The sequence below is a fragment of the Streptomyces gilvus genome, assembly GCF_022513565.1.
Taxonomy (GTDB): Bacteria; Actinomycetota; Actinomycetes; order Streptomycetales; family Streptomycetaceae; genus Streptomyces; species Streptomyces gilvus.
The window spans coordinates 352,223-378,071 of sequence record NZ_JAKWBE010000004.1; the positions used below are offsets into that span (position 1 = coordinate 352,223).

Below are 25,849 nucleotides of genomic sequence, written 5' to 3' on the forward strand. Positions count from 1 at the left end.
CCCGGTCCGCTGAGCACCTCGGCGGACGGCAGTTCCCGTGCGGAAGTCGCGCGCATGAAAAAGCCCTGGCTGGACGGGGGAGGCCAGCCAGGGCCGTTCGCGGTGGTGTCGGAGGACGGTACGGTCGACCCCGCCACCACGTATGAATGAACGGTAAACCATCAAGGGGCACTACGCGTAGCGAAAAGCGGGTTGCGTGACCGGTTTCACTCCGCGGCCTCGTTTCCGGCCGCCACGACCCGGATCGTCCCGAGTTCGGGGTCGCTGGGGTCGGGCAGGTTCATGCCCGCCTCCAGACCCGTGCGCAGATACCGCAGGACCGGCTCGGTGAGCCGTTCGCCGGGCAGAACGGCCGGGATCCCGGGCGGATACGGCGTGATCATCTCCGCCGCGGTCCGGCCCGCCGCCCGGCCGACCGGCACGTCCTCGGCGGGACCGAAGAAGGCGTCCCGCGGCAACCGCGCCTGCTCCATGCGCAGTTCGGCGGGCGAGGGCACCTCCACCCGTGCCGCGCGCGGAAGTTCGGGCGCCGCCTGCGCGAGATCCTTGAGCCCGGTCAGCAGCTCGCCGGTCGTCTCCCGGTCGTCGGCGTGGGTGATCTGGGCGCCGATGCGGCGGTGGTCGTTGAGATGCATGTCCAGCCGCCGGTGCTCGCGCAGCCAGTCGGCGGCCTGGAAGCCGGTGATCCCGAGACCTGAGACATCGATGACGCACGGCAGCGGGTCGAAGTCGTCGGCCAGGCCCGCACCGCAGAAGTCGTCCCGGTCGTTGACGTGCAGGCCGTCGATCTCCTCGATCGCCGCCCGCACCTCGGCCGCCAGATCCAGCGCCCCGCCCATCAACTCCCGGCCGTGCAGGGCCATCTGCCGCCGCCAGCCGTCCATCCCGGCGTACAGCAGCACCGACGGGCTGGTGGTGCCCAGCAGGTCGGCACGCGTCTTCAGCAGCTGCGGCGGCACCAGGTCGCCGCGCAGATGGAACACCGATCCCTGTTCGAGGCCGCTGCCCATCTTGTGGATGCTGGTCACGCAGATGTCGGCGCCCGCGTCCATCGCCCACGACGGCAGACCGGGATGGAAGGGAAGATGGGCGCCCCACGCCTCGTCCACGATCAGCGGCCGTGAACGGCGGTGACAGACCTCGGCGATCGCCCGCAGGTCCGCGCAGGCGCCGTACGGTGTGGGACTGACGACCAGGGCGCCCTTGGCGTCGGGATGCTCCTCGAAGGCCTGCTCGAAGCGTTCCGCGGACGGGGCGTGCGCCAGATGCCGCTCGGCGTCCCAGCGGGGCTCCACCCACACCGGTTCGATGCCGGACAGGACCAGCCCGGACACCACCGACTTGTGGGCGTCCCGGCTGATCAGCAGCTTCTCGTGCGGTCCCGCGACGGCCAGCATCGCGGCCTTGACCGACAGCGAGCTGCCGCAGGTGGTGAAGAACGTGTGCTCGGCGTCCACAGCGTCCGCCATCAGCTCCTCGGCCCGCTCCAGCACCCGCCCCCGGGTGAGCCGGTCGTCAAGCCCGCCCGAGGCCAGGACGTCACCGAGGAACACCGCGTCGCCCAGCACCTCGCGTACGGCGGGGTCGGCGCCACGGGCCTGCTTGTGTCCGGGCGGGGAGAAGGACAGCTGGCCCTGGCGATGGAAGTCGGCCAGGGCTTCCAGGACGGGTGCTCGGCTGTGATCGGCTGACATGCGCGTCGGGTGCCCAGGGGGGTGGGCGTCAATCGAGGCGGAGGGATCAGCCCTGCTCGGAGTGGGCGCCGGGGGTGAGGACCTCGTCCAGCACCCTGAGCACCGTCTCATAGGCCAGGGTCCGTACGACGGCTTCGCTCGCGGGGTCCGGCTCGCCCGCCTGAAGGCCGTCGGCGCGCTCCCGCCAGGACCGTGCCCCCTCCTGTGCGCAGGCCCGGGCGCGCTGGAGACGGCGCAGCAGTTCGTCTGAGTCCACGACATCGCTCATGACGGCCGGGTACCCGCGATCTCCGGGAGAAGACCGGTGTGCGCGGGTCCGACACGAGAGGTTTGACCGGGCCTGCGGCGGTGAGCCGATAGGAGAGACCTGCGGTGCTCACACAGAGCGACGGGACGCTGCCGCTGTCGGCCGGGACCTCGCCGTGGCCGTGAAGCAGCCCGCGCCGGTGCGGCGCCGTGGGACGGCCAGGACCCAGCCGTCCGCCTCATCGATCACAGGCCAGTTCATTCTTCCGACAGGGAGTCATGGCGATGTGCGAGAAGCACACGACCGATACCGTCATCGAGCCGTCGGGCGCGCGGGGCACCGGCCCGACGCGCCTGTGGCGCCCGGCCGACGCCCGCAGGGCCGTGGAACAGGTGGTCGCCGAACGCTGCCGGGTCACCCATACGCACTGGGATCCCGACGCCCTGGGCGACGCGCTGCTCGTCGCCTCGGAACTCGCCACCAACGCCCTGCTGCACGGGGGCGGCGTCACCGATTTCCACGTCGACGTCGCCGGGCCCTGTCTGTGCGTCTCGGTGAGCGACCGCAGCGCCGAACTGCCGGTGACCAGGCCCCCCGTGGACGCCCGGGGACGACGCCGTTCCGGCGGCCTGGGCTGGCCCATCGTGTGCCGGCTGGCGCGCGACGTGCGGGTGTCCGAGCTGCCCGCCGGCGGCAAGTGCATCACCGCGATGGTGGCGCTTCCCTGAGGGCTTTCCCGAGGGCCCCGGACGAAGCGGAGCGAAGAGTTTCGGGAAGCGGAGTTTGTACCCACCACCCAGGGGCAGACGGAGTTTCGTGCTTCGGACCGGAGGCGCGCCAGCGGGAGCGGTATGGCTGGCCGGACCTCAGTCGGTCCGGGTGGGCGACTTCTCCCGCGGTATGTCCCTGAAACCCCCAGTTCGGGAGCGAATCCGCATGCTCATCGACACGTCGACCAGCCGTCCCAGCACGCAGACCACCCAGGCCCCGTCCCACATGCGGCGGCACGACGACGCCCCCGACACGGCCGACCTCTTCGCCCGGCTGGCGAATCTGGAGGACGGACCGGAACGCGACGCGATCCGCGACCAGCTCGTCAAGGCCTGGCTGCCCATGGCCCACCGCATCGCCGGCCGCTTCCGCGACCGCGGCGAGTCGGTGGAGGACCTGAGGCAGGTCGCGGCCCTCGGACTGGTCAAGGCCATCGACCGTTTCGCCCCCGAGCGGGGCGCCTTCGAGAGTTACGCCGTCCCCACCATCACCGGCGAGGTCAAGCGGCACTTCCGGGACCGGATGTGGGCGCTGCGCGTACCCCGCAGGGTGCAGGAACTGCGCAACAAGGTGCGGATCGCGCGCCGCGAGCTGACCCAGACCCCCGGCACCCCCGAGCCCTCGGTCGCCGACCTCGCCGCCCACACCGGGCTCACCGAGGAGGAGGTGAGCTGCGGCCTGGAGGCACTGGAGAGCTTCAGCACCCTGTCGCTGGACGCCGAGCTCTCCGGTGACGACGACGGCTACAGCCTCGCCGACACACTCGGTGCGACGGACTCCTCCTTCGACACCGTGATCGACCGCGAGTCCGCCAAGGAAGGCCTGCGCCGCCTGCCCGAACGCGAACGGGCCATTCTCTACATGCGCTTCTTCGAGGACATGACGCAGAGCCGGATCGCCGACCAGCTGGGCATCTCCCAGATGCACGTCTCCCGCCTCATCAGCCGCAGCTGCGCCCAGGTGCGCGCCGAGGCGATGGGACAGCGCGGCCGACGGGGCACCGACGGGCGGTCGACCGCGGTCTGAGCCGAGCCGAGCGAATACCGAGTCGAGGAGGAACACACACCATGCTGATCCCTCATCCGGCCTTTCTGCGCAAACTCGTCGAGGAGTACGAGTCGCTGCGGGCCGAGGAGGCCGAGACCGGCGCGGGCCGGGTGAGCCCTCGCGCGCAGGACGTGGCGTACACGCTGTGCGTGTCGACCGGCACCCGTGACGTCAGACACGCCCTGGAGACGGCCCACCGGCTGCTGGCGGCGGCGGACCCGGTGCACTCGCCGTCGAGGACCGCCGCACCCCTGGCCGACTGACCACCTCACGCACCAGTCCGCGGCAGCTGTGCCCGGAAGCGCCTCGAGCACGCTTCCGGGCACAGCTGTGTCCAGTGCGTCCAGGTGCCGGCGGCGGGTCCCGACCGGCGGGATCGCAGGGGGTGGGGCCGGTGTCGGGGGCCGAAGCCGGGGCATTCGCACGACGGGAGGTTCACATGAACGCGAGTGCTGTGTCACATACCACCCGCATGCGGGCCGAACGTGCGGCCCGCGGCTCGGTGACCGAAAGTGCCGCCCGTGCCGGCCTCACCGCCCGCGGGGTGATCTACCTGCTGGTCGGCGTCATCGCGCTGCAGATCGCCTTCGGCGACACACACCAGCAGGCCGACCGCGGTGGAGCCGTCGGCGAGCTGGCCCGGCAGCCCTTCGGAGCCGTCCTGCTCTGGGCGCTGGGCCTGGGCCTGGTCGGCATGGCGCTGTGGCGGCTGTCGGAGGCCGTCTTCGGCTCGGTCGGCAAGGACGGCCGCAGTGCGCGCAAGCGGCTGATCGCGGCCGCCCGCTGCGTCTTCTACGCGTTCGTCGCCTACTCGGTGCTCCGGTTCGCCGCCGGCCCGCACGACGGCAGCGGCGGCTCCAGCGACGAGCAGTCCCGTGACATCACCGCGCGGGTGCTCCAACTGCCCGCCGGGCAGTGGCTGGTGGGCATCGCGGGTGCCGGCGTCATCGTGGCGGGTGTCTGGGTCGGGGCCCGGGCCGTACGCCGGGACTACCACCGTCAGCTCAAGCTCGCGCAGATGGCCCGCTGGGCGCGCCGGCTGGTGGACGTGACCGGCGTGGGCGGCGGGGCGGCGCGCGGCCTGGTCTTCGCCGCGGCGGGCGTGTTCGCGGTGCGTGCCGCCGTCGACTACAAGCCCGACAAGGCCAAGGGACTGGACGACACCCTGCGCTCGTTCGCCGACACGCCGCTCGGCCCGTGGCTGCTGGTCTGTGTGGCGACCGGTCTGGTCCTGTTCGGTCTGTTCTCGTTCGCCCTGGCGCGCTGGCGCCGGGTCTGACGCGGGAGGGACGGGGAACACGATGGGGATGAACGAACCCGAGTTTCCACCCGAGCACCGGCCCGTCGACATGTATCTCGGCCTCCTGCGCAACCGGATGGACACGGAGGACTACCTTCAGCTGCTCGACGTGGTCCAGCCGATCCTGCGGGCGATCGAGGAGCAGCGCCTGCCCGAGCTCGACTTCGCGCTCGACGGTGAACGCACCGACGGTCTGTCCCAGGAGGTCCGCGACGAGGCCGCCCTGGTCATCGCCGCCGCGGTCACCGGGAGACTGGACAACGAGGTCGTCGAGATCAACCTGGACGAGACCGGCCCGGTCCGTGTGATCACCGACGCGGACACCGCTTCCGACCCCACTCGCCTCGGCGAGATCGCCGACTACATCCGCGAGCGGCACCGCCAGAACGAGGAGCTGCGCGGCATCGCCGAGGTCAGCGGCCTGCCCACGGACTTCTGACGGGCGAGTGGTGTGTGACATGGCACTGGAGGACCAGTGGTATGTGACATGGCACTGAGATTCTCAGCCCGTCACTGTCACCGCTTCGGCTCCGCCACCGGCACCCGCAGCGACCGGGCCAGGCCCACCACCGCCTCGTCCAGCCGCTGCAGATGCCGCAGCACCCGGTCGGTGATCCGCCCGTAGCGCGACCCGCCGGGCAGCTCCGACTCCAGCAGCGCGGCGATGCTCGCGCCCGTCTCGACCTCGACGGCCGCCCGCTCGTCCGCGACCCGCGCCTCGATCGCGTCGATGTTGCGCAGCAGGCGCCGCCCCGCCCGGCGCAGCCGGGGATCGGCGGCGATGGACGGATGCGTGGGCAGCAGCTCGGCCATCGCGGCCAGCGACCGCGCGTGATACGCGGAGGTCTCCAGCAGCGCGACCACGTAACGGGCGGTGTCGCGCCGGGTCCGCATCGGGGTCACCGGGTGGGTCAGCGGCTGCGTGGCCGCCCGCAGGTCAGCCAGCGCCTGGTCCAGGTCCCGCGCCTTGTCCAGCAGTTCGTGCGGCGGCCCGCCGCTGAGCTGCTCGACCGCGGCCTCGGTGACCTCGCCGAGCCGCTCCAGCACCGTCCGCAGCAGGTCGTCGGTACGGCGGTCGGTGTGCACCGGCAGCACGAACGCCGCCGCGATGATCCCGCAGGCTGCGCCCAGCGCCGTCTCCTCCACCCGCAGCACCAGCACCGACAGGCTGTAGGTGTGCAGCAGCGTGTAGAGCAGGCCCAGCGCCGCCGTCACGAAGAACGACATCAGCGTGTACGACAGCGGCGCCGTGTAGAACATCGCGAAGACGAACAGCAGCACGAGCGCGAACGCCGTCCAGGTGTGGTGGCCCACCAGCGCGGCGAGCAGCAGTCCCGCGATCACACCGAGCACGGTGCCCAGCAGCCGCCGATAGCCCTTGACCAGGATCTCGCCCGTGGACGCGGTGTTGATGAACACGATCCAGCAGGTCAGCACCGCCCAGTACCAGCGCTGACTGGAGAGGAACTCGCCGCCCACGATGGCCAGCGACGAGCCCACCGCGACCTGCACCGCGGCCCGCGTCGTCGGCCGCCGCAGCCCCGTCGCCGCGTCCTCGGCGCTCTCCTCGCCCCCGTCGATCGCGGCGTCCTCGGCGTCCAGCTCCTCCCGGGAGCGCGCGGCGGACGGGGTGTCGTCCGACTCGTCCTGCGGCCCGTCCAGCGCGATCCTCAGGCCCAGTACGGCGCGGGCGGCCTCGCCGATGCCGCGGAAGACGTCCTGGACGGCCGGCGATGCCTTGGGCAGGTTCTCCTCGTCCCGGTAGCCGAGCAGCCGGTTGCGCACCTGGACCAGTCCGGCGCCGGGGTGGGCCGAGACCGGCCGCAGCACCAGCGCCCGCAGCGCCTCAAGATCGCGGCGCAGGGTCTCGGTCGCCTCGTCCCGCACGGGCAGCCGGCCGCTCTCGGGCAGGGGCGCGCCCGGCAGGTGCAGGGTCAGGGTGTCCGCCCGCTCGGCGCTGCGCGCGGTGAGCAGCAGCAGCCCGAGGCGTTCGGCGGCGATCTCGGCGTCCGCGACGCGCCGCTGCACCAGCCGGGCCACGGCCTCGTCCGAGGTGCCGTCCTCCAGCCGGCCCTGGATCATCATGGCCGTGTCGTGCAGCCGGGCCGTGCCCTCGCGGGTGCCCTGCAGAGCCTTGTCGATGTCGTCGGGGCCGGCGTCCAGCAGCTCCAGCTGCGCGGACACCAGCTGGGCCAGCCGGGCGCGGAAGGCGTCCCGCAGCCGCTCCAGGATCCCGGCGGGCGTCTCGCGCACCAGGCCGAAGCGCATCACCGCACTGGCCGCGAAGGCGACCGCGACGACGCCGTACAGCTGGGGCAGCGCGGAGACGGTGGCGCCGACGAACAGGGACATGAAGTAGACCTGGAAGCCGATCAGGCCCAGCGCGGTGCCCCGGTCGCCGAACCGGCGGGCGTACACGGCGCAGAAGATGAGCGCGACGAAGAAGACGTCACCGGCGATCACCCGGGAGTGCAGCAACGCGCCCAGGGACACGGAGACCAGGGCCACCGGAAGCCCGAGGGCGAGGGTGACGGCCTGCGGGCCGGGCTGCTTCTCCCGGATGGCGAAGGTGGCCACCATCGCCGCGATGGCCCCGCCGACCAGATGGCGCACATCGGCGTGCAGCAGGGTGAGCACGGCCAGCGTCAGGGCGATCGCGCCCATCGTCCGCAGCCCGGCGGTCAGGCGCAGCAGCCCGGGGTCGGAGGCCGCCACGAGATCCCGCAGCCGTACCCTGACCGACCCTCGCGCTGCCCTCACGCCGCCGTACTCACTCCCCGCTTCACCTCATGTTCCGCGACCCAGCATGGCTTGACGGGCGCGAAGCGCCCGCACCCGCCTCACAGCTGCTTGCGCCCGGACCCCTCGACCTGCGCCCGCACCTGCTCCGCGCTCAGATAGGCGTCGGTGTACTCGAAGTCCTTGAGCTTGGCCGGCTTGCGCGCCTGGAAGCCGGTGCGGACGAAATCGTCACCGGCGACCGCGTTGAGCGTCCAGTTGGTCGCCACACGGACCTTGGCGACGTTGGTGCGCAGCGCCCACCAGTGGTAGCCGCGGGCGGCGAACTGGGCGGGCAGGCCGTGCAGTTCGATGCCGAGCGGCTTGGAGACGGCGTCGGTGCCGCCGAGGTCGACCACGAGTCCGAGGTCCTTGTGGCGGTACGGCGTCATGGGATGGTTGCGCAGGCTCGCGATGATGTTGTCGGCGACCTGCGGGCCCTGCCGCATGGCGTGCTGCGCGGTGGGCGGGCAGACCGCCTCCTCCTGCCCCTTCGCCAGGTCCGGCACCGCGGCGGAGTCGCCGAGCGCGAACACCCCGTCGTGACCGGGCAGGCTCATCTCGGGGGTGACCACGAGGCGCCCGCGGACCGTCTCCGCGCCGAGCGTGGCGATGAGCGGGCTGGCGGCGACCCCGGCGGTCCAGATCAGGGTGCGGGTGGGCACCACCCGTCCGTCGGTGAAGGTGACCTCCTCCGGCCCCGCCTTCTCGATGGACACGCCCAGCGAGACCTCGATGCCGCGCCGCTTGAGGATCTCCTGCGCGCTGCGGCCGAGCTTGTCGCCGAGCTCGGGCATCAACTTGGGGGCGATGTCGATGAGATGCCACTTGATCAGAGCCGGGTCGATGCGCGGGTAGCGCTTGACCGCGCCGTGGGTGAGCTTCTGCAGACAGGCGGCGGTCTCCGTGCCGGCGTAGCCGGCGCCGACGACCACGAACTGCAGCCGCGCGGCGCGCTCGGCCGGATCGTCGCTGGCGTCGGCCAGGTCGAGCTGGGAGATCACGTGGTCGCGGATGTAGGCGGCCTCGGCGAGTGTCTTCATCCCGAAGGCGTGCTCGGTCAGTCCCGGGATGTCGAAGGTGCGGGTGATGCTGCCGGGGGCCAGCACGATGTAGTCGTAGTGCTCGTTGACGATCTGGTCGGTGATGGTGCGGATGACGCAGACCTTGGCCTTCAGGTCCACGCCGATGGCTCCGCCGGGAATGATCCGGGTGCGGTACTTCTTGCTGCGGCGCAGCGACACGGCGATCGACTGGGGCGTCAGCACGCCGGAGGCGACCTGGGGCAGCAGGGGCAGATAGAGCTGGTAGGCGAAGGGGGTCACCAGGGTGACGTCCGCCTCGTCCGGCGCGAGTTTGCGTTCCAGCCTGCGTACGCACTCCACGCCGGCGAAGCCCGCGCCCACCACCAGGATCCTGGGTCGTGTCACGTCGTTCATCCCTTTCTGCGGCTCCAGGCGGTCTGCAACCGACGCCCTTCGCCTGCCCTGGATCTCCGCTCGCACCACATCGATCCCACCGCTTGCCCAACCGTTCCGCCAGCGGGGCACGGCGGGCAGACGAACGCGTCGAGCACAACCATGCCCGCCCGGCTGCGGAAACGCACCGCAAAGAAGGCAAGGAAACGGCTAGCCGCGCTGCTCCGCGAGGTGGCACAGCAGCAGGCAGACGTCGTCGTCGCGCTCGGAGTCGCTCAGCAGCGGGTCCAGGATGAGGTCGGCCGAGCCCTCCAGGTCGCGTTCCAGTTCGGCCGGCTCGAAGCCGCCGAGGGCGGTCGCGAGGCGGGCGATGCCCGGATCTATGCCCTGGGCACGGCGTTCGACCAGGCCGTCGGTGTAGAGGGCCAGCGTCGAGCCGGGCGGCAGGGGCACCGTGTGGTCCGGGATCTCCTGGCTGAGCGGGATGCCCAGCATCGCGCCGGGCTTGGCGTCCAGCGTGTGCACCCGGCCGTCGGCGGTGCGCAGGACCGGCGGCGGATGACCGGCGGCGGCCCAGGTGAGGGTGGGCTCGTCGGGGTGGAGACGGGCGATGACGGCGGTGGCGTACAGGTCGGGCTGCAGATGGTGCAGGAAGATGTGCAGCCGGGTCAGCAGGGTGCCCGGGCCCGCGCCGTCCACGGCGTAGGCGCGCAGCGCGGTGCGCAGCTGACTCATCATCACCGCCGCGTGCAGCCCGTGCCCGGTGACGTCGCCGACGACGGCGATCAGTCCGCCGTCGGGCTGCGGGAAGGCGTCGTACCAGTCACCGCCGATGTTCAGGCCGTGCGTGGCCGGCAGATAGCGGGCGGCCAGCCGCAGGCCGGGTGCGCTGGGCAGGTCCGTCAGCAGGGCCCGCTGCAGTGTCTCGGCGATGTCGCGGTTGTGCTCGAAGCGCCGGGCGTTGTCGATCGCGATGCTCGCGCGCCGCGCGAACTCGATGAGCATGACGGCGTCGTCCGGGTCCCAGCGGTCCCCGGGCGGGGAGAGGGTGATGACGCCCAGCGGTGCCCGGCGGGTGGGCAACGGCAGGCACAGCAGCGGGATTTCGGGATCGAGCGCGGACGGCGGACGGTCGTCGACCCCGGGCAGCTCGCCGGGCCGGCGGGCGGCGTACTGGGGACGGCCGGTGCGGGCGGCGAGCACGGCGGCGGCCGGGTGCGGTGCGGGCGGGTGCCGGTCGTCGTCGCCGTCGAACAGCCACACGTCGACGCTGCGGGCGTACTCCGGCACGAGCAGTTCGGGCAGCAGGCGCACGATCTCGTCGTGGTTGAGCGAGGAGGTCAGAACGGCGCTGGCGTCCGCGAGGAACGTCAGCCGGCGGCGGGCGCTCTCCGCCTCCTGGCGGGCGCCGCGCTCGGCGGCGAAGGCCTCGCGCTGGGCCCGACCCGCCGCGTCGAGCTCCGCGTGCAGGGCGAGCACGCCCTGGTTGGTCTGGTGCAGCTCGTCCCGCAGGAAGGCGACCAGTTCCTCCTGTTCGGCGAGCTTGTCCAGCACCAGGGCGGCGTCCTCGTCGGCGCCGAGCAGCGACTCGGCCAGTACCGAGGGGCTGTCGGCCGGCATGGAGGCGTCCGCCGCGGCCGGTGTCTCGGGGCACAGCAGGGAGGTGCGCCACGGGGTGTGCGCGGTGGACTCCGAGGTTTCCAGGGGGGTGACGACCGCGTGCAGGATGTTCTGCGCGGCCGGGGCCGGGGCCGCTGTGACCTCGAGGGTGAGCCGCCAGGAGCCGCCCTTGGTGAGGCACTGGCGCAGATGGGTGCTGAGGGCGGTGGCCAGCCGGGTCCGGTCCAGCGCCGTCACCCCGTGCGCGGCGGCGAGCCGCGCGGCGGCGATACGGGCGCGCGCCGCGTCGTCGACGGTGCTGATCTGCCATGTGCGCTTCATGGGCGCTCCGGCCGGGTCGGGGCCAGTACGGCCACGGCGGTGTCGTCGCGGACCGGGCGGGCGGCGCTGCCCGCGTCGCGGATCACTCCCGCCGCGACGACGGCCGGATCCGCCGTCAGCATGGCCGCTTCGGCCGGTGGCGTCCAGCGGCTCGGCAGGCCGTCGCTGTGCAGGATCAGTGTTGCGTCGGCCGCCCACGGCATCCGGTCCTCGCGCAGCGTCCCGGGCCGGTGCACGCCGATGATGCCGGGCCGGGACAGCAAGGAGCGCCAGGCGTCCCCGGTCCGCAGCCGGGCCCCGATGTTGCCGACGCCGGCGAAGCGGAGCAGCCCCGCCGCGGTGTCGACCTGGGCGACGGCGACGGCCGCCCCGCGGGTGCCGCGCAGCGCGCTGTCGAGCCGCCCGAGACAGTCGGCGGGGGACAGGTGCGCCGAGCGGTGCAGTTCCTCGACGGCCGCGGCGGAGGCCCGCGCCGCGTCCGGCCCGTGTCCCAGTCCGTCGGCCAGCATCAGGGTGGCCCGGTCACCGGCGCGCACCCAGGTCCAGGCGTCACCGGAGTACTCCCCCCTGGCGAAGGGCACGTTGATGCCGCCGGCCCGCACCGCGGCGGTGTTCTCGGCCGGGGTGGTCCCGGCGGCGCCGATCCGGGCGAGCGCCACCGTGCCCCGCCCGGGGACGCTGTGCAGGGCGAAGTCGTCCGCGACCCGCCGGCACGTGCCCAGGCCGGCGCCCAGGGAGTGCGCGGTGGAGAAACCGTCGCTCAGGGCCGCGGTGACGTCGGCGATGCCGGGGCCGTGGTCGATCGCCGTGATCTGCACGAGCCGCGCGGGGAGAGCGGCGTCGGCGGGCAGGGTGGGCGGTACGAGCTCGACCAGCAGCTGTCCTCCCCCGGCGTGCTTGACCAGGTTCGTGGCCAGCTCGGTCGCCACCAGCGACAGGGCCGCCGTGCGCTTGGCGTCCAGCCCGGCGAGGGCGGCGGCACGCTCGGCGGCGACCCGGGCGTCGCGCACCCGGGTCGAGTCGTGCACCGGGACGTCCCACACGCGCGGCATCACGGCTCCTCGCGCGGGGGCGGCGGCGTCGACGCCCAGGAGATCACCGTGACCGTGGTGCCCACGCCGGGGGTGCTCTCCAGGGAGAACTCGTGGACCAGCCGGCGGGCGCCGCCCAGCCCCAGGCCCAGCCCGTCGCCGGAGGTGTAGCCGTCGCTCAGCGCCTGCTCCAGGTCGGCGATGCCGGCGCCCTCGTCGGCGAAGGTCAGCCGCAGTCCGACGGCCCGGCCGCGGGTCACCCGGGCCGACTCCATGCGGCCGCCCCCGCCGTGCACCAGGGTGTTGCGGGCCAGCTCGCTGGCGGCGGTCACCAGTTTCGTCTGTTCCACCAGTCCGAAGCCGAGTCGCGCGGCGGACTGTCGTACGTGCTGCCGTACCCACGCCAGGTCCATGTCGGAGCGGATCGGCAGGCAGGCGTCCACGCCTGCGGACATCGGCATCACCGATGCTCCCGTGGCCCGCCGGGCCGGTGGGTGTCGGCGGCGAGCAGGTCCATGGCCGCCTCGGTGTTGAGCGCGGTCCGCAGTCCGGGCAGCGTGAGGCCGAGCTCCACCAGGGTGATCGCGACCGCGGGCCGCATGCCGGCGACCACGGTCCGGGCGGCCAGCAGCGAGGAGTTCGCCGCGATCTCCGCCAGCGTCCGGGCCAGGAAGGAGTCGACGATCTCGACCCCGGAGATGTCGATGACGACCCCGGTCACCCCGCTGCTCGCGATGGTCTCGCCGATCTCCTGCTGCAGTTGCTGCGCCGTGCTGTCGTGCAGGTCCCCCTGCAGGGTGACCAGCAGGACGTCGCCGAGGCGGAGCACCGGCACATGGGGCGGGGGGACACGGTAGAAGTCATCGGTCACCGCGGACCGTCCCGCCGTTCGTCGGGGCGATGATGCCGGAGCCCAGTTCGTGCAGGGCGTACGCCAGCGCGTCGGCGAGGCTGGCCCGGGTGAGCACCGTGCCCAGGTCCAGGCCGAGGTGGACGATGGTCTGCGCGATGGCCGGGCGGATGCCGGAGACGACGCACTCGGCGCCCATCAGCCGGGCGGCCGCGACGGTCTTCATCAGGTGCTGCGCCACCAGCGAGTCGACCGTGGGCACACCGGTGATGTCGAGGATCGCGAAGCGGGCGTGCTGCTCGACGATGGCCTGCAGCAGCGTCTCCATGACGACCTGGCTGCGGGCGCTGTCGAGGGTCCCGATCAGGGGTACGGCGACGATGCCGTCCCACAGCTTGATGACCGGGGTGGCCACCTCCAGCAGCTGCAGCTGCTGCCGCTCGATGAGCGCCTGGTTCTCGTTCAGCGCCGTGTCCAGGACGACCAGCCGCAGGGTGCCCATGAGCACCGTGAGAGCGGTCGCGCACTCGCGGACCTCGTCGGGCGACGCGTCGGGGAGATCGGCGATCAGCAGGTTCACCGCGGGCGGGCGCAGGGCGTCCACCTCGTTCGACACCTGTGCCGTGGAGAAACCGGCGCGGGAGCGGGCGGCGCCCATCCGGGCCAGCTGCTCGCGCACCACGGTGAACCCCGCGGCGTCGGTGTCGTTCGCCCGCTCCGCGTCCGCCACCTGGGCCAGCGCGTCGATCACGGTGCGGGCCGCGTCCACGGCCTCGTCCCGGGAGATGGTGAAGACGGCCCGGAACAGGGGCTCGTCGGCCCAGCGCTGGGCGATCTGCTCGCGGCGGCGGCGCAGGAACTCGCCGACCTCCCGTATCGGCGATCCGTGCTGTTCTGCCGTTTCGTGCTCCGGCACGTGCTCACTCCTCATCCGCGTCGTCCGCGTCGCGTCGGCCGTACCCGCCGCCGGCCGGGTACGGACCGCGACTCTTGCCGGGCGACAACTGTAGTCATGGTGCGAGGTCGCTCCGGGCCTCGCCCCCGCCGGGTGATCCCGTCGGGTGGTCCGCCGGCCGATACCGGCGCGACACGCGTGCGACCGGTGCGGCACCGTTCGATGTCCGGCGGCCCGGGGACGGCCGCTGGCCGGCGGCTGCTTGCCGAACCGGTCGAGACACGCCACCAGCGCGTCGTCGTCCGGCTCGGATTCGACGCCCGCGAAGGCCGCATCTCCGCGGCGCGCGTGAGCCGGTCGGTGCTCCGTCCCTGTGCGTACAGGTCCGTGTGGCGCTCGGCGGCGACCACCTCATGCCCCGAGGTCCGGGCCGGCTCCGCCCGTTCGGACACGTGTCGCAACACCGTCAGCCCGTGGTCCGCCATGCGGAACTCGTGCGCCGGACGTGAGCTGACAGGGGTCGGCAAGGCTGCGACAGTGTCAGGGTGACGACCCCGCATCCGCGCCCGCGACCCCAGGAGACCGCGCGGGTGACCGCACGGGCGGCCGAGCTGCTGGAGGTGCTGTGGGGCAGGGCCTCGACGGCACCGGTCTCCGCCTCGCAGCTGCGTGTCCTGTTCATCCTCGAACACAATGAGGGCATCAACCTGCGCACGCTCGCGGCCGCGCTGGGCTCCACGCCCCCCTCGACGAGCCGCCTGTGCGACCGGCTGCAGGCCGTCGGGTTCGTGGAACGCAGGACCCCGCTCACCAACCGGCGGGAGCTGCGGCTTCATCTGAGCCGGCACGGCAGGGCCTTTCTGACGGACCTGCGACTGCGCCGGGAGACGACCCTGCGGTCCGTGCTCGACCGGATGCCGGCCGACCGGCGGGCCGCGCTGCTCGACAGCCTGGAGGCCTTCTGCACGGCCGCGGCGGCGGCGATCCACGAGGACGACACGTCCGCGGCGCGTACCGCCTGACACCGGCCCATTCTTGATCCCTTCCGCGTCGGCGCGCTCACTCCGTTGTCCGGACCACACAGTTGTCCAACGGCAACCGTCACCGCTCCCGTGCCTGCTCGACGCGGGCCAGCGCCTCCTCGACGCTCTCCGAGACGGGCACTGTGATGCTCACTCCGGTCAGGTCGAGAATCCGTCGCACGGCGGGCGCGGGGGAGATGATGTGCACACTCCCGGGCAGCTCCCGGGCCTCCTGGTAGACGCGCAGAATGATGTTCATCCCGGAGGAGTCCATGAACGGCACATCCGTGAGATCCAGCAGGAAGTGCCTGCGGCCGTGATGCAGCTGGTTGGCCAGATGGTGCTGGAACTCCGTCGTCGTGTCGACGTCCAGGTAACCCTTCACCGTGACCAGCGCCACGTCCTCACCGGGCAGGCTGACCTCGACGGACAGGGGGTTGTGGGCAATGGACACGTCTACCTCCGACAACAACGAGTGCTACGGCCAGGCCGGTTACCCGCGTGATCGGTTCCCACGCACGCGAGCGGACAGCCGCATCCGCAGTTACCCCTGATCCGGTCCGGCATGCGTCCGGACTTTCGGGCCGCCGAAGTGTGGCCCGCGGAAGGCCGGCAGACGTATCCGGCGCCGCCGCTGACGTGACGGGCCTCGCTCCCGCTGTGCGGAATGCGGACGGAGCGGCAGGGCAACTGCCGGGAGACACACGGCCGTGATCCCGGCCTCCCGTCCGGAAGGGACTGGCGGGACTGGAACTCGTCCCCGTGCCGGACGGACTCCGGCTCACCGTCCACGACCACGGCGACGTGGTGCCCGAGATCATGTACGGGCCGGGCGCACTCCCGGCGGAGCGCCGGGGCAGCGGCTACGGCTGGCCGCTCGTCGTGCGCCTGGCCCGCCAGATCACCGTCGCACGGCGTCCCGGGGGCGGAAAGACGATCAGCGTGCTGATCCCGCTGCGGGCCGTGGAGCACAGCGCTCCGGAAGCCGGGCAGCCGGCCTGAACAACCGCCTCCCGGCCCCGCTCACCAGGGCTCACCAGAGCCTCACCAGGGCAGGAAGACATGGATGTCCTTGCCGCCGTCGGTCGTGGTGACGCTGACCTGGTCGCACAGGGTGTGGATCAGATGCCAGCCGACCCCGCCGCCACCGCCGTCGGGACGGAACGGACGGGGGGCGGGCGGGGTGCTGCTCGTGTCGTGCATGACCACGTGGACCCCGTCGAAGGTCTGCCGCAGCCGGAGTTCGAAGGGCCCCGGCGCGTACTGGATCGCGTTCGCGGCGAGTTCCGTGACCACCAGCAGGATGTCGTCCCAGTGCTCGGGAGCCGCCGGCGGCGTCACCTGGCTGAGATCCTCCAGGAACCGCTCCGCGTCCAGACGCGCGTCCGTCACGTTGTGGACCTCGCCGGGGAAACGCGTGGCCCGCTCCGGGAGGTGACCCGAAGGAAGTCCTCTTTCCCAACGCCGCTCGGCTGCCATCTCGCCTTCCCGCCCGATGCCGCGGGGCTGTCGTCCTCGCTCGGATGTCCTACCCGTCCCAGGTTCCCGAGGAGAGCTCATCGGAACACGTTGTCCGCCTCGTCCCAGCTGGACAGCTCGTCGGGCATGCTCTGCCGGGCCGGACGCGCGCGTGCCTGGTACATCGCGTCGATCTCGAAAGCGTAGTGCTTGACGATCGCGTCCCGCCGCAGCTTCATGGACGGGGTCAGCATTCCGTTCGTCACGTCGAACGGCTCGGGCAGCACCCGGAAGACCCGGATCGACTCCGGACGCGAGACGGAGCTGTTGGCCGCGGCCACCGCGCGTCCGATCTCCTCCCGCAGCGCGTTCTCCTCCCGGGCCTCGCGGCTGGGCGTGGTGCTCTGCAGCGACAGGGAGCGGCGCCAGTACGCCAGGAACAGCGGGTCCAGCGTGATCAGCGCGCCCACACAGGGACGGTTGTCGCCGACGACGACCGCCTGATGGATCAGCGGATGCATCCGCAGCCGCTGCTCCAGGGCGGCCGGGGCGACGCTCTTGCCGCTGCTGGTGACGATGATGTCCTTCTTGCGGCCGGTGATCGTCAGATATCCCTCGGAGTCCAGGTGCCCGATGTCCCCGGTGGCCAGCCAGCCGCCGCGCAGCGCGGCCCGGGTCGCGGCCTCGTCGTTGATGTAGCCCTGGAACACCGACGGCCCGCGCACCAGGATCTCCCCGTCCTCGGCCACGGCGATGTCCGTACCCGGCAGCGCCTTTCCGACGGTCCCGGACATCTCCCGGCCCAGCGGCTGCGCGGTGAGTCCGCCGGCGGCCTCCGTCAGGCCGTACCCGTCGTTGACGTAGATGCCGATGCCCTCGTAGAACAGCGACAGTTCGCGGCTGAGGGGTGATCCGCCCGAGGTCGCGCGGATCACCCTGCCGCCCAGCGCGGCGCGCAGCTTGCGGTACACCGTCCGCTCGAAGAGGGCGTGTTGCAGCCGCAGGTCGAAGCCGGGGCCGGAACCGCCGCCCAGCCGCTGCCGTTCCAGCGCGGCCGCGAAGTCCCGTGCCGTGTCCGCGGCCCGCTCGAACAGGGCGCCGCGGCCCGCTTCCTGGGAGGCGTGCAGGAAGTTCTTGTAGATCCTCTCGAACAGGGAGGGCACGGCGCAGAGGTAGGTGGGGCGGAAGGAGCGCAGGCCCGCCGACAGCGCCTCCTCGCTCAGGTCGGGCTCGTGCCCCATCACCAGGCCGCCGCGTACGCACAGCGTCTGCACCAGCAGCCCGTAGACATGGGAGAAGGGCAGGAAGGCCAGCACCGAGCCCTGCCGCTCGCCGGGCGGCACCACCGTGTGGCCCCAGCCGGCGAGCAGGGTGTCGCAGGCACTGGCCAGATTGCGGTGGCTCAGCGCGCAGCCCAGGGGATGACCGGTGGTGCCGGAGGTGTAGGTGACGGCCGCGGTCGAGTCGGGCAGCACGATACGGCGCAGCGAGTCGACGGTCGCCAGCGGGATGAGCGCCCCCCGCTTCACGAGATGGGCCAGTGCCCCCGCGTCCAGCTGCCACACGTGCCGCAGCCGCGGCAGCGCCCCGCACACCGAGCCGACCGTCATCACGGCCTGCTCGTCCTCCACCACCACCGCCACGCAGCCGGCGTCCCGCAGCATCCACTCCACCTGGTCGCGGGAGGACGTCGGGTAGATCGGGACGACCTCGGCGCCCACCGCCCACAGGGCGTAGCTGAGGACCGTCCACTCGTAGCGGGTACGCGCCATGATCGCCACGCGGTGGCCGGGAGAGATCCCGGACGCGACCAGGCCCTTGGCCAGGTCCACCACCTCGTCGCGCAGTTCCACGGCGGTCACCTCCTCCCAGGCGCGGGAGGCGGGGTCCGTGCGGCGGGCCAGCACCGTGAGCGTGGGGTCGGCGGCCGCCGTGTCGAAGATGCTGTCGGCCAGCCCGCCGGTCAGGGGCGCGACGGAGGGGGGAGCGAGGGCGACGTTGCGCATGCGCTGCTCCTGGGGTGTACGGAGGGTGACCCTGCCGACGATCTCTGTTGTCGACGGTGCTCGAATCTAGCTCAGGTGGGTGCGGATGGTGACCGGAACGTACGAAGTTGCGGAGCCGTGATGATCTCGCCGTGTCGGGGGGACTCGGGTGGCATGAGTTACGTCAATCCCGATCCGGAACCAGAACGCACCACCGGTCTCGAACCCGGCGGTGGAGTGCCGCCCGGCGAGACCCCGCCCGCGGAGAGCAGCATGCCGGAGGCGGGGCCGCTGGAGAGGCACAATCCGCCCAAAGGCTGGGCGAAGGCGCCCCTGGCGCTGATCCTCGTCGTGGTCGTGCTGATCGCCGCGGGCTTCCTCGCGTTCGCCCTGACCATGATCTTCTGAGGACGGCCGCTCACGCCTGGGTCTGACGGGCGCAGGCGGTGACGACCTCGCGCAGGCTGTCGGTCTCCGCCAGCAGTCGGCGCTGCACGCCCGCGCCGGTGTCCCCTTCCAGCAGCCTCGCGCAGCTCGTGCGGGCGCGTTCCAGGTCGCCGGTCGCCTCCAGGGCCTCCCCGACGTGTTCCAGCAGGTCGGCCACCACGGACTCGGCGGGCATCCGGCGCATGGTCGCCGGGTGCAGCAGCTCCTCCTCCAGCCCGGAGCGTGCGGCTCGCCAGGCGGCCAGCCGCAGCAGGCTGACGCTGTGGTCGACCGGCTCGCGGCCGGCCCGCCACTCCCGCGCCGCGGTCTCCACCAGCCCCCGGGCGAGCAGGGCGACCAGGACGGCCGTGTCGGCGTGCAGACAGACGTCGGCGACCCGGAGTTCCACCGTCGGGTACTGCTGGGAGAGCCTGACGTCGAAGTAGACCATCCCCTCGTCGAGGATCACCCCGCTCGCCACCATGTCCGCCACCCGCCGGTGATAGCGCTCGGCCGACCCGAACACCTCGGTCGGGCCGGCCGACGGCCAGCGCTGCCACACCCGGCTGCGATAGCTGGCGTATCGCGTGTCCTGCCCCTGCCAGAAAGGGGAGTTGGAACTCAGCGCCGCCAGGACCGACAGCCAGGGACGGATGCGGTCGATGACCGCGACGCCCTCCTCGTCGGAGTCCACGGCCACATGGACGTGGCAGCCGCACACCAGCGGCTCCTGCGCGGCGAGACCGTACTGCTTGGCCATCCACTGGTAGCGGCTGCCCATTCCGACCGACGGGCTGACCGGCAGCGGGGAGGTGGCGAGCGCGGCGACCGTGCACCCGATCTCCCCGGCGTGCCGGCCGGCCTCCTTGCGGCACCGCACGATCTCCGCGCTCAGATCCGCCATCTCGGCCTGGGGATGCGTGGCGAACTCCAGCATCTGGCCGTACAGCTCCTTCTCGAACACCCCCTCGTCGGCGCCGTCGTGCTCCGCACGGGCGAGCACCGCGGCGGACGACGCCTTCGGCTCACCTGTCTCCGGGTCCACCAGGAGGAGTTCCTCCTCCACACCGACGGTCCGCACCTTCAGGCCGCCTCTCCATGACATCGCCACCGTTACGACGCCATCGAGTACCCCGCTGATCGTCATTGCAACGGGGTGAACCAGACCGTGGCGAGCGGCGGCAGGGTGATGGTGATCCTCCCGTCCTCGGGCTTGAGGTCCTCGGCGTTGACGACGTCGCCGCCGCCGTAGCGGGCGGCGTCGGTGTTGAGCCGCTCGCGCCAGACCGGGACCTCGTCGCCGACGTGCAGTCGGTAGTCGTGGCGCACGACGGGGGAGAAGTTGGAGACGGCCAGCAGCGGGCTGCCGTCGGCGGCGAAGCGCAGGAAGGCGAAGACGTTGTCCTCGGCCGCGTCGCCCAACACCCAGCGGAAACCGCCCGGATCGCTGTCGCGCTGCCACAGCGCCGGGGTGTCGAGGTAGACGCTGTTCAGGTCGCGGACCAGGTCGCGCACCCCGCGGTGATCGGGCTCGGCGCCGTAGCCGGGATCCAGCAGCCACCAGTCCGGGCCGTGCGTCTCGGACCATTCCGCGCCCTGCGCGAACTCCTGCCCCATGAACAGCAGTTGCTTGCCCGGGTGGGACCACATGAAGCCCAGGTACGCGCGGTGGGTGGCCCGCCGCTGCCACCAGTCGCCCGGCATCTTCGACACCAGCGCCTGCTTGCCGTGGACGACCTCGTCGTGGGAGATCGGCAGCACGTAGTTCTCGCTGTAGGCGTACACCATCGAGAACGTCATCTCGTTGTGGTGGTACTTGCGGTGCACCGGCTCGTGCACGATGTAGCCGAGCGAGTCGTGCATCCAGCCCATGTTCCACTTCAGCCCGAACCCGAGTCCGCCGCTGTCGGTGGGGCGGGTCACGCCGTCCCAGGCGGTCGACTCCTCGGCGATGGTCACCACACCGGGCGCCCGCCGGTACACGGTCGCGTTCATCTCCTGCAGGAACGCCACCGCGTCCAGGTCCTCCCGGCCGCCGAACACATTGGGCGACCACTGTCCGGAGTCCCGTGAGTAGTCCAGGTACAGCATGGAGGCGACGGCGTCGACACGCAGCCCGTCGATGTGGAACTCCTCGCACCAGTAGACGGCGTTGGCGACGAGGAAGTTGCGCACCTCGGTGCGCCCGAAGTCGAACTCGTAGGTGCCCCAGTCGGGGTGCTCGGCACGCCGCCCGTCCCCGGGCTCGTACAGCGGATCGCCGTCGAAGCGGGCCAACGCCCAGTCGTCCTTGGGGAAGTGCGCCGGCACCCAGTCCATGATCACCCCGATGCCGGCCTGATGCAGGGCGTCGATCAGGTGCCGGAAGTCGTCGGGGCTGCCGAGGCGGGCCGTCGGCGCGTAGAAACCGGTGACCTGGTAACCCCAGGACGGCCCGTAGGGGTGCTCGGCGACCGGCATCAGCTCGACGTGGGTGAAGCCGAGGTCCTTCACGTACGCGGGCAGCTGCTCGGCCAGCTCACGGTAGGTCAATCCCGCGCGCCAGGAGGGCAGATGGACCTCGTAGACGGAGAACGGCGCCTGGTGCACCGGTGTCCGGCCGCGCCGGGCCATCCACTCCGCGTCGCCCCACTCGTGGTGCGCGGCCGTCACCACGGACGCCGTGTCGGGCGGCGCCTCCGTGCGGCGGGCCATCGGGTCGGCCTTGAGGAAGCGGCTGCCGTGGCGCGAGGTGATCTCGAACTTGTAGCGGGCGCCCTCGCCGATGCCGGGCACGAACAGCTCCCACACCCCGGAGGCGCCCAGCGAGCGCATCGGCAGCGCCGTCCCGTCCCAGCAGGTGAACTCCCCGGCGACGCGCACCCCTTGGGCGTTGGGCGCCCACACCGTGAACCGGGTGCCGGTCACGCCCTCGTGGGTCATCGGCTCGGCACCCAGCGCCTTCCACAGCTGCTCGTGCCGGCCCTCGCGGATGAGATGCAGGTCCAGCTCGCCGAGCGCGGGCAGGAAGCGGTACGGGTCCGCCGTCTCGTGCTCCTCCTCGTCGTAGCGCACCGCCAGCGTGTAGGCGGGGATCTCGTCGAGCGGCAGCACACCGGAGAAGAGGCCGTCGCCCTCGGAGACCAGCGTCGCGCGCCTGCCTCCCGTCACGACGGTGACCGAGCGGGCGTACGGGCGCAGCGCCCGCACCGCGATGCCGCCGGGCACCGGATGGGCGCCCAGCAGCGCGTGCGGGTCGTGGTGCCGGCCGGACAGCAGGCGTTCACGGTCGCCGGCATCCAGGGGCGGCGCGGCCTGGGGGCGCGCCGGGCCGGAGGGCTCGGGGAGCGAGGTGTCGCGCAGGGCCACGGCTTCAGCCTCCTCTTACGGCGAGACGCTCGATCGCCGCCATGGGAACGGGAAGCCAGTCCGGACGGTGTCTGGCCTCGTAGAGCACTTCGTACACGGCCCGATCGGTCTCGTAGGCGCGCAGCAGGCCGTGCTTCTTGCGCGGGTCCCAGCCGGCCCGGTCGGCGTAGCCGGCGCAGAACGCCTCCCGGCAGCGGCGCGCCCACTCCGGGCGCCAGGGGCGGCGCTGCCGGGCCGCGTAGTCGAAGGACCGCAACATGCCCGCGATGTCCCGCACCGGGGACTGCGCGGCACGCCGTTCGGCGAGGGGACGGGACGGCTCCCCCTCGAAGTCGATGACGAACCAGTCCCGGCCGGCCCGCAGGACCTGGCCCAGATGGAGATCGCCGTGGATGCGCTGGGCGGGCGGCCCGGGGTCGCAGAGGACGAGCGCGCCGAAGGCGGCGCGCAGCCCGGGCACGTACGGGCGCAGGGCGGGCACGGCGTGGGCGGCCGCGTCGAGGCGCTCGGTCATCGTGGAGGCCGTGCGCACGCTTTCGTCGTGCGCGCCGGTGGGGAAGGCCGCGGCCAGCGCGAGATGCACCTCGGCCGTGGCCTGCCCCAACTGGCGGGCCTGCGCGGTGAAGTCGTCGCCCGTGGCGAGCGCGCGCAGTGCCAGTGCCCAGCCGTCGTGCGCGTCCCGCAGGAACGGCTGCAGCACCCCGAGGGTGGCCTCCTGCGGATGCGTCGTACGGAACCAGGCCACCGGCGCCGGCACCCGCCGGCACTCCTGTTCGGCCAGCGCCTCCGGCACCTCCAGGTCCGGGTTGATCCCGGGCTGCACACGCCGGAAGAGCTTCAGGATGAACGCGTCCCCGTACACCAGGGAGGTGTTGGACTGCTCGGCGTCCATCAGCCGCGGCACGAGCCCGCTGGGGACCGTCAGCGACGGGGCGGTCTCGAAGCGCAGCGGGCCGGCCGTCCCGGGCTGCCGCAGCCGCTCCAGGAGCAGCTGGGCCGAGCGGGGGTCCTGGAGCGCGTCGAAGACCGTCAGACCGGCCAGCGGTCCCTCCTCGGCGCGTCCGATCAGCGCCCGGCCGAGGCGGGGCGAGGGGTGACGGCGTACGCCGAGCAGCAGTTGGTAGCAGTCACCGGCCGGAGGAGTGCCACCGGGCGTGGGCACTCCGCCGTGACCGGCGTGCACCAGCAGATGCAGACAGCCCGGGAACAGCTCCGTCATGGACACCAGGGCCAGGTCCGTGACGGGCCGGTCCTTGCCCGCGAACCAGCGCTGCCGGGGCAGCCATTCGCGCAGCAGTCCGGCGAGCGAGGCCATGGGGCCCGCCTCGACGGTACGGACTGGTCGGGGAGTTGCGGTCTTCTGCATGGTGACGCGTCCTTTCCTCGGCACACGCTCGAAGCTCACGCCGATGGGCGTCGGCCGATGCGGGATGCGACTCGGGTGAGCCGGAACCAGTAGAAGCCGTGGCCCCCGAGGGTCAGCAGGTACGGCAGCTCGCCGATGGCGGGGAAGCGGACCCCGCCGAACAGCTCGACCGGGTGGCGTCCGGCGAACTCGCGCAGATCGAGCTCGGTGGGCTGGGCGAACCGCGCGAAGTTGTTCACACAGAGCACCAGGTCGTCCTCGTACTCGCGCAGGAAGGCCAGCACCGCCGGGTTGGAGGACTGCAGCTCCGTGTAGGACCCGAGTCCGAAGGCGGGGTTCTGCTTACGGATCTCGATCATGCGGCGGGTCCAGTGCAGCAGCGAGGACGGGGAGGCCATCGAGGCCTCGACGTTGGTGACCTGGTAGCCGTAGACCGGGTCCATGATCGTGGGCAGGGTGAGCCGTCCGGGGTCGCAGGTGGAGAAGCCGGCGTTGCGGTCCGGTGTCCACTGCATGGGGGTGCGGACGGCGTCGCGGTCGCCGAGCCAGATGTTGTCGCCCATGCCGATCTCGTCGCCGTAGTAGAGGATCGGCGAGCCCGGCAGGGCGAGCAGCAGGGCGGTGAACAGCTCGATGGAGTGGCGGTCGTTGTCGAGGAGGGGGGCCAGGCGCCGGCGGATGCCGATGTTGGCGCGCATGCGGGGGTCCTTGGCGTATTCGGCCCACATGTAGTCGCGTTCCTCGTCGGTGACCATCTCCAGGGTCAGCTCGTCGTGGTTGCGCAGGAAGATGCCCCACTGGCAGTTGGAGGGGATGGCCGGGGTCTTGGCGAGGATCTCGGAGACGGGATAGCGGGATTCGCGTCGTACGGCCATGAAGATGCGCGGCATGACCGGGAAGTGGAAGGCCATGTGGCACTCGTCGCCGCCGGAGTCGTAGTCGCCGAAGTAGTCGACGACGTCCTCGGGCCACTGGTTGGCCTCGGCCAGGAGCACGGTGTCCGGGTAGTGGAGGTCGATCTCACGGCGGACGCGCCTGAGGAACTCGTGGGTGGCCGGGAGGTTTTCGCAGTTGGTGTCCTCGGCCGCGTAGAGATAGGGGACGGCGTCGAGGCGGAAGCCGTCGATGCCGAGGTCCAGCCAGAAGCGGAGGGCGGCCAGGATCTCCTCCTGGACGGCCGGGTTCTCGTAGTTGAGGTCCGGCTGGTGGGAGAAGAAGCGGTGGAAGAAGTACTGTCCCCGCACGGGGTCGAAGGTCCAGTTGGAGGCCTCGGTGTCGACGAAGATGATCCGGGCGTCCGGGTACTGCTTGTCGTCGTCGGCCCACATGTAGTAGTCGCCGTAGGGGCCGTCGGGGTCCTTGCGGGACTCCTGGAACCACGGGTGCTGGTCGCTGGTGTGGTTCATGACGAAGTCGATGATCACCCGCATGCCGCGCTGGTGGGCGGCGTCGACGAACTCCACGAAGTCGGCGAGGTCACCGAACTCCGGCAGTACGGCGGTGTAGTCCGAGACGTCGTAACCGCCGTCCCGCAGCGGGGACTTGAAGAACGGCGGCAGCCACAGGCAGTCGACACCCAGCCACTGCAGGTAGTCCAGCTTGGCGGTGAGGCCCTTGAGGTCGCCGACGCCGTCGCCGTTGCTGTCCTGGAAGGAACGGACGAGGACCTCGTAGAAGACCGCGCGCTTGAACCACTCCGGGTCCCGGTCCTTGGCGGGAGTGTCCTCGAAGGTGTCCGGGACGGGCTGGTTGACAGTCATGACGCTGTGACCCTCCGATCGATGGCTACGTGGACGAACGCTGGATGTGGAGCACGTGGGCCGGGCACCGTCCGGGTTCCAGGCGCACATAGTTGTTCCTGCCCCAGCGATAGCTCTCACCCGTCAGTTCGTCGTGCGCGGACATGGATGCGTGCCACTCCAGGCCGAGTTGCGGCATGTCCAACGAGACCGTGGCCTCCTGGGTGTGGTGCGGATCGAGGTTGACGACGACGAGGACGCTGTCCCGGTCCGTGGTCTTGCTGTACGCGATGACCATGTCGTTGTCGGTGTGGTGGAAACGGAGGTTGCGCAGCCGGCGGAGGGCCGGGTGACGCCTCCTGACGGCGTTGAGGCGGGTGATGAGGGGGGTGATGGTGCGGCCCTCGCGTTCGGCGGCCTCCCAGTCGCGGGGGCGCAGCTGGTACTTCTCGGAGTCGAGGTATTCCTCGCTGCCCTCGCGCAGGGGGACGTTCTCGCACAGTTCGTAGCCGGAGTACACGCCCCAGGTCGGC

The 25,849-nt window shown here is 71.9% G+C and carries 24 protein-coding genes and 1 pseudogene; 8 read left to right on the plus strand and 17 right to left on the minus strand.

Going from position 1 to position 25,849, the window contains the following annotated elements; all coding sequences use genetic code 11:
• Positions 1-206 precede the first annotated feature (206 nt).
• Positions 207-1,694 carry an aminotransferase class I/II-fold pyridoxal phosphate-dependent enzyme gene (locus MKW14_RS10025; protein ID WP_240861236.1) on the minus strand — a complete coding sequence of 496 codons (1,488 nt, stop codon included), beginning with the start codon at positions 1,692-1,694 and terminating at the stop codon, positions 207-209.
• Between the two features lie 46 nt (positions 1,695-1,740).
• A complete protein-coding gene (locus MKW14_RS10030) occupies positions 1,741-1,962 on the minus strand; it encodes a hypothetical protein (protein ID WP_240861238.1) in 222 nt (73 codons plus the stop codon).
• A 263-nt stretch (positions 1,963-2,225) separates the two neighbouring features.
• On the opposite strand from MKW14_RS10030, the gene MKW14_RS10035 reads away from it, so the two are divergent.
• The 5 genes from MKW14_RS10035 to MKW14_RS10055 all read left to right on the plus strand — a co-directional run bounded on the left by MKW14_RS10035 (position 2,226) and on the right by MKW14_RS10055 (position 5,498).
• A complete protein-coding gene (locus tag MKW14_RS10035) occupies positions 2,226-2,669 on the plus strand; it encodes an ATP-binding protein (protein ID WP_240861240.1) in 444 nt (147 codons plus the stop codon).
• A gap of 208 nt (positions 2,670-2,877) precedes the next feature.
• The gene (locus tag MKW14_RS10040; protein ID WP_240861242.1) at positions 2,878-3,738 is read left to right on the plus strand and encodes a SigB/SigF/SigG family RNA polymerase sigma factor; all 861 of its coding nucleotides are present in this window, start codon (positions 2,878-2,880) and stop codon (positions 3,736-3,738) included.
• Positions 3,739-3,779: 41 nt separating this feature from the next.
• Positions 3,780-4,022: a DUF5133 domain-containing protein gene (locus MKW14_RS10045; protein ID WP_240861243.1), complete on the plus strand. Its 243-nt coding sequence runs from the start codon at positions 3,780-3,782 to the stop codon at positions 4,020-4,022.
• A 176-nt stretch (positions 4,023-4,198) separates the two neighbouring features.
• Entirely contained in the window at positions 4,199-5,038 is an 840-nt protein-coding gene (locus MKW14_RS10050; protein WP_240861245.1) for a DUF1206 domain-containing protein, read from the plus strand.
• A gap of 28 nt (positions 5,039-5,066) precedes the next feature.
• On the plus strand, positions 5,067-5,498 hold the full coding sequence (locus MKW14_RS10055; protein WP_240861247.1) for a hypothetical protein: 432 nt from the start codon (positions 5,067-5,069) through the stop codon (positions 5,496-5,498).
• A gap of 77 nt (positions 5,499-5,575) precedes the next feature.
• On the opposite strand, the gene MKW14_RS10060 is transcribed toward MKW14_RS10055, so the two are convergent.
• From MKW14_RS10060 to MKW14_RS10090, 7 genes are all read right to left on the minus strand, one after another.
• Positions 5,576-7,819 carry an FUSC family protein gene (locus MKW14_RS10060; protein ID WP_240861248.1) on the minus strand — a complete coding sequence of 748 codons (2,244 nt, stop codon included), beginning with the start codon at positions 7,817-7,819 and terminating at the stop codon, positions 5,576-5,578.
• A gap of 80 nt (positions 7,820-7,899) precedes the next feature.
• Positions 7,900-9,276: an NAD(P)/FAD-dependent oxidoreductase gene (locus MKW14_RS10065; protein ID WP_240861250.1), complete on the minus strand. Its 1,377-nt coding sequence runs from the start codon at positions 9,274-9,276 to the stop codon at positions 7,900-7,902.
• 189 nt (positions 9,277-9,465) lie between these two features.
• Positions 9,466-11,196 (minus strand): PP2C family protein-serine/threonine phosphatase, encoded by a 1,731-nt coding sequence (locus MKW14_RS10070; RefSeq protein WP_240861253.1) that lies wholly within the window; start codon positions 11,194-11,196, stop codon positions 9,466-9,468.
• Complete coding sequence (locus MKW14_RS10075; RefSeq protein WP_240861254.1) at positions 11,193-12,248, minus strand: ATP-binding SpoIIE family protein phosphatase; 1,056 nt, start codon at positions 12,246-12,248, stop codon at positions 11,193-11,195. The genes MKW14_RS10070 and MKW14_RS10075 overlap by 4 nt, the downstream gene beginning before the upstream one ends.
• Positions 12,248-12,688 carry an anti-sigma regulatory factor gene (locus tag MKW14_RS10080; RefSeq protein WP_240861256.1) on the minus strand — a complete coding sequence of 147 codons (441 nt, stop codon included), beginning with the start codon at positions 12,686-12,688 and terminating at the stop codon, positions 12,248-12,250. The genes MKW14_RS10075 and MKW14_RS10080 overlap by 1 nt, the downstream gene beginning before the upstream one ends.
• On the minus strand, positions 12,688-13,098 hold the full coding sequence (locus MKW14_RS10085) for an STAS domain-containing protein (RefSeq protein WP_240861259.1): 411 nt from the start codon (positions 13,096-13,098) through the stop codon (positions 12,688-12,690). The genes MKW14_RS10080 and MKW14_RS10085 overlap by 1 nt, the downstream gene beginning before the upstream one ends.
• Positions 13,088-13,993 (minus strand): STAS domain-containing protein, encoded by a 906-nt coding sequence (locus MKW14_RS10090; protein ID WP_240861261.1) that lies wholly within the window; start codon positions 13,991-13,993, stop codon positions 13,088-13,090. Before MKW14_RS10090 ends, MKW14_RS10085 begins: the two co-directional genes overlap by 11 nt.
• Before the next feature lie 569 nt (positions 13,994-14,562).
• Here MKW14_RS10090 and MKW14_RS10095 point away from each other — a divergent pair.
• The gene (locus MKW14_RS10095; protein WP_240861264.1) at positions 14,563-14,994 is read left to right on the plus strand and encodes a MarR family transcriptional regulator; all 432 of its coding nucleotides are present in this window, start codon (positions 14,563-14,565) and stop codon (positions 14,992-14,994) included.
• Between the two features lie 79 nt (positions 14,995-15,073).
• Here MKW14_RS10095 and MKW14_RS10100 read toward each other — a convergent pair whose 3' ends face one another.
• Positions 15,074-15,448: an STAS domain-containing protein gene (locus MKW14_RS10100; RefSeq protein ID WP_240861266.1), complete on the minus strand. Its 375-nt coding sequence runs from the start codon at positions 15,446-15,448 to the stop codon at positions 15,074-15,076.
• A 308-nt stretch (positions 15,449-15,756) separates the two neighbouring features.
• On the opposite strand from MKW14_RS10100, the gene MKW14_RS10105 reads away from it, so the two are divergent.
• Positions 15,757-15,996, plus strand: a complete 240-nt coding sequence (locus tag MKW14_RS10105) for a hypothetical protein (RefSeq protein WP_240861268.1) — start codon at positions 15,757-15,759, stop codon at positions 15,994-15,996.
• A gap of 42 nt (positions 15,997-16,038) precedes the next feature.
• Here MKW14_RS10105 and MKW14_RS10110 read toward each other — a convergent pair whose 3' ends face one another.
• Both MKW14_RS10110 and MKW14_RS10115 read right to left on the minus strand, forming a co-directional pair.
• Positions 16,039-16,473 carry an ATP-binding protein gene (locus MKW14_RS10110; RefSeq protein ID WP_240861270.1) on the minus strand — a complete coding sequence of 145 codons (435 nt, stop codon included), beginning with the start codon at positions 16,471-16,473 and terminating at the stop codon, positions 16,039-16,041.
• Between the two features lie 77 nt (positions 16,474-16,550).
• Positions 16,551-18,458: an AMP-dependent synthetase/ligase gene (locus tag MKW14_RS10115; RefSeq protein WP_240861273.1), complete on the minus strand. Its 1,908-nt coding sequence runs from the start codon at positions 18,456-18,458 to the stop codon at positions 16,551-16,553.
• Between the two features lie 153 nt (positions 18,459-18,611).
• Here MKW14_RS10115 and MKW14_RS10120 point away from each other — a divergent pair, with 153 nt between their 5' ends.
• Entirely contained in the window at positions 18,612-18,845 is a 234-nt protein-coding gene (locus tag MKW14_RS10120; protein ID WP_240861274.1) for a DUF6480 family protein, read from the plus strand.
• Positions 18,846-18,855: 10 nt separating this feature from the next.
• On the opposite strand, the gene MKW14_RS10125 is transcribed toward MKW14_RS10120, so the two are convergent.
• From MKW14_RS10125 to MKW14_RS10145, 5 genes and pseudogenes are all read right to left on the minus strand, one after another.
• Positions 18,856-19,944, minus strand: a complete 1,089-nt coding sequence (locus tag MKW14_RS10125) for a glutamate--cysteine ligase 2 (protein WP_240861306.1) — start codon at positions 19,942-19,944, stop codon at positions 18,856-18,858.
• 62 nt (positions 19,945-20,006) lie between these two features.
• Complete coding sequence (glgB, locus tag MKW14_RS10130; RefSeq protein WP_240861277.1) at positions 20,007-22,211, minus strand: 1,4-alpha-glucan branching enzyme; 2,205 nt, start codon at positions 22,209-22,211, stop codon at positions 20,007-20,009.
• 4 nt (positions 22,212-22,215) lie between these two features.
• Positions 22,216-23,577, minus strand: coding sequence for a maltokinase N-terminal cap-like domain-containing protein (locus MKW14_RS10135; protein WP_240861280.1), 1,362 nt, complete (start codon positions 23,575-23,577; stop codon positions 22,216-22,218).
• A 35-nt stretch (positions 23,578-23,612) separates the two neighbouring features.
• On the minus strand, positions 23,613-25,337 hold the full coding sequence (treS, locus tag MKW14_RS10140) for a maltose alpha-D-glucosyltransferase (RefSeq protein WP_240861282.1): 1,725 nt from the start codon (positions 25,335-25,337) through the stop codon (positions 23,613-23,615).
• 25 nt (positions 25,338-25,362) lie between these two features.
• Positions 25,363-25,849 (minus strand): annotated as a pseudogene (locus MKW14_RS10145) (DUF3459 domain-containing protein); the annotation flags it as partial.